This window comes from Actinomadura sp. NBRC 104425 (assembly GCF_030269545.1).
GTDB classification, from domain to species: domain Bacteria; phylum Actinomycetota; class Actinomycetes; order Streptosporangiales; family Streptosporangiaceae; genus Spirillospora; species Spirillospora keratinilytica.
In genome coordinates, this window is the sequence record NZ_BSTN01000068.1 from 1 (window position 1) to 3,699 (window position 3,699).

Annotated in this window: 1 protein-coding gene; it reads left to right on the plus strand. The window is 69.6% G+C overall.

Annotation, left to right across the window (positions count from 1 at the left end; genetic code table 11):
• On the plus strand, positions 1-3,699 hold a 3,699-nt coding region (locus QSK22_RS33035), incomplete at both ends, for an amino acid adenylation domain-containing protein (protein ID WP_502872401.1).

Genomic DNA, 3,699 nt, shown 5'->3' on the forward strand with positions numbered 1-3,699 from the left:
GCGCCGGGCTGGCGCGCGGGTATGTCGGCCGGGCGGGTTTGACGGGTGAGCGGTTCGTGGCGTGCCCGTTCGGTTCGGGTGAGCGGATGTACCGGACCGGTGACCTGGCCAGGTGGACGCCGGATGGTCAGTTGGTGTTCGCGGGCCGGGCGGACGACCAGGTGAAGATTCGCGGGTTCCGGATCGAGCCGGGCGAGGTCGAGGCCGCCCTGCTGGCGCATCCGGATGTGTCCCAGGCCGCTGTCGTCGCCCGCGAGGACACCCCGGGCGACAAGCGCCTGGTGGCCTACGTGGTGCCCGCCGGTGACGCTCGGCCAGGTGCCGAGGTGTTGCGTGAGCACGTGGCGCGGCGTTTGCCGGAGTACATGGTCCCGGCCGCCGTGATCACCCTGGACGAGCTGCCGTTGAACGCCAACGGCAAGCTCGACCGCAAGGCGTTGCCCGCACCCGAGTACTCCACCGGCGCGAGCCGGGCACCGGCCACCGCACACGAAGAGATCTTGTGCGGGGCCTTCGCGCACGTGCTCGGCCTGGAATCGGTGGGAGTGGACGACGACTTCTTCGAGCTGGGCGGGCATTCGCTGCTGGCGGTCCGGCTGCTGTCGCGGATCCGGACGGCGCTGGGCGTGGAACTGCCGCTGCGGACGCTGTTCGAGGCGCCGACCGTGGCGGGCCTCGCCGCCCGCCTCGCGGGGACCAGCGTGCAGCAGGCCCGTCAGCCGCTGCGGGCGGCGGAGCGTCCAGAACGGGTGCCGTTGTCGTTCGCGCAGCGTCGGCTGTGGTTCCTTGAGCAGTTGGAGGGTCCGAGCCCGACCTACAACATCCCGGTGCCGGTTCGGCTGAGCGGTGACCTGGACGTCGCCGCGCTGAACGCCGCCCTGCGCGATGTGATCGGCCGTCATGAGTCGCTGCGCACGGTGTTCCCGTCCGCGGACGGCGAGCCGTACCAGCACGTCCTGGACATGCGGGACCTCGACTGGTCCCTGGAGACCCGCCGCGTCGAACCCGAACAACTGGCCGACGCGGTGACGCAGGCGTCCCGGTACGCGTTCGATCTGGCGTCGGAGGTGCCGATCCGGGCGTGGTTGTTCGAGGTCGCTTCGGACGAGCGGGTTCTGGTGCTGGTGGTCCATCACATCGCCGGTGACGGCTGGTCGATGGGACCGCTGGGCCGGGACGTGTCGGCGGCTTACGCGGCGCGGGTGCGCGGTGAGGCCCCCGAGTGGGAACCGCTGCCGGTGCAGTACGCCGACTACGCCCTGTGGCAACGTGAGCTGCTGGGGGAGGAGTCCGACCCGGACAGTCTGCTGTCGGCTCAAATCGAGTACTGGCGGCGGGCGCTGGCCGGGGCGCCGGAAGAGCTGGCGCTGCCCACCGACCGGCCCCGTCCGGCAGTGCCCAGTCACGTCGGGTATGCCGTGCCGTTGCGGGTGCCCGCCGAGGTGCACCAGCGGATCACCGAACTGGCCCGCGCCGAAGGCGTGACGGTGTTCATGGTGGTGCAGGCCGCGTTGGCGGTGACGCTGTCGCGGCTCGGTGCCGGCATCGACATTCCGATCGGTGCGGCGGTCGCCGGACGCACCGACGAGTCGCTGGACGATCTGGTCGGGTTCTTCGTCAACACGCTGGTGATCCGCACGGATCTGTCCGGCGACCCGCAGTTCCGTGAGGTGCTCGCCCGGGTGCGGGAGACGACGCTGGGGGCTCTCGCACACCAGGACGTGCCGTTCGAACGGCTCGTCGAGGAGCTCGTCTCCGAACGCTCGCTCGGCCGCCACCCGCTGTTCCAGGTCATGCTGACCGTCCAGAACATCGAACGCGCTTCGCTGGATCTGCCGGGCGTGACCGCCGGCGGCGGGGGCTTCGCGGCGGACGGGCCGGTGGAGGTCCCGGCCAAGTTCGATCTCGATGTCGTCGTCGGCGAGGTGTTCGACGAGCAGGGGCGTCCGGCCGGGTTGCGTGGTTCGGTAACTGTTTCGGCTGATCTGTTCGAGATGGCGTCGGCGGCGGGTCTGGCCGAGCGGTGGGTGCGCGTTCTGGAGACCGTGAGCGAGGTTCCGGACGTGCGGTTGCGCGCGGTCGACGTGTTGGACGCCGAGGAACGTCGTCTCGTGCTCGACGAGTGGAACGACACTGCGGCTGCGGTGCCGGAGGGCACGGTTTTGGAGTTGTTCGAGGAGTGGGTGCGTCGAGCTCCGGATGCGGTCGCGGTCGTGCACGACGGGGTGCGGGTGACGTATGCCGAGCTGGACGCTAAGGCTGCTCGGTTGGCTGGGGTGCTGGTCGGTTTCGGTGTGGGCGCCGGTTCGGTGGTGGCCTTGTGCCTGCCGCGTGGCGTTGACGTGGTGGCGGCGATGTTGGGTGTGTGGAAGGCGGGGGCGGCGTATCTGCCGATCGATCCGGTGAGTCCGGCCGAGCGTGTGGAGTTCATGCTGGCCGACAGCCGCGCGGTCGCCCTCGTCACCACCGGCGACCTGCTCGAAGAGCTCCCCGCAGGCCGCATGCTCACGATCGCGGTCGACGACCTGGAATCGCTGGCCGGCGCCGACGTCGGCGCCCCGTCCGTCTCGACCGCCCCCGATGAGCTGGCGTATGTGATCTACACGTCGGGTTCGACGGGTGTGCCGAAGGGGGTCGCGGTCACGCACGGTGGGCTTGTGAATTATGTGGTCTGGGCCGTTGGGGCGTATCGGGTGGGGTCGGGCGGTGCTCCGCTGTATTCGTCGTTGGCGTTCGATTTGACGGTGACGAGTGTGCTGGTGCCGTTGGCGGCGGGTGCGGCGATCACGGTGGGTGCGGACGGTGGTGTGGAGGGCTTGGCCGGTGTGTTGGGGTCGGTTGGTGGGTTCGATGTGGTGAAGGTGGTTCCGGCGCATCTGCCGATGCTGGCCGAGATGCTGTCTTGCGATCGTGTTGCCGGTGCGGCGCGGCGTTGGGTGGTCGGTGGTGAGGCGCTGCCCGGGGCGAGTGTTGTGTCGTGGTTGGGGTTGGCGCCGGATGCGGTGGTGGTGAATGAGTACGGTCCGACCGAGACGGTTGTGGGGTGTTCGGTCTTCGAGGTGGCCGCCGGGCGGCTTGTGGGTGAGGTGGTGCCGATCGGCCGTCCGATCGCCAACACCCGGTTGTACGTTCTCGATGATGCGCTGAACCCGGTCCCGATCGGGGTGATCGGCGAACTGTACATCGCGGGTGCCGGGTTGGCGCGCGGGTATGTCGGCCGGGCGGGTTTGACGGGTGAGCGGTTTGTGGCGTGTCCGTTCGGTTCGGGTGAGCGGATGTACCGGACCGGTGACCTGGCCAGGTGGACGCCGGATGGGCAGTTGGTGTTCGCGGGTCGGGCCGACGAGCAGATCAAGATCCGTGGTTTCCGGATCGAGCCGGGTGAGGTCGAGGCCGCCCTGCTGGCGCATCCGGATGTGTCCCAGGCCGCTGTCGTGGCCCGTGAGGATACCCCGGGCGACAAGCGGCTGGTGGCCTACGTCGTGCCCGCCGGGGGCGGGACGGCCGTGCTTTCGTCCGGTGACCTGCGGGATTTCGTGGCGCGGTGTCTGCCCGAGTACATGGTCCCGGCTGCCGTGGTCACGTTGGACGAGCTGCCGTTGACCGTGAACGGCAAGCTCGACCGCAAGGCGTTGCCCGCCCCCGAGTACACGGCCGGCACCGGTCGACCCCCGGCCACAGTACAGGAGCAGATTCTTT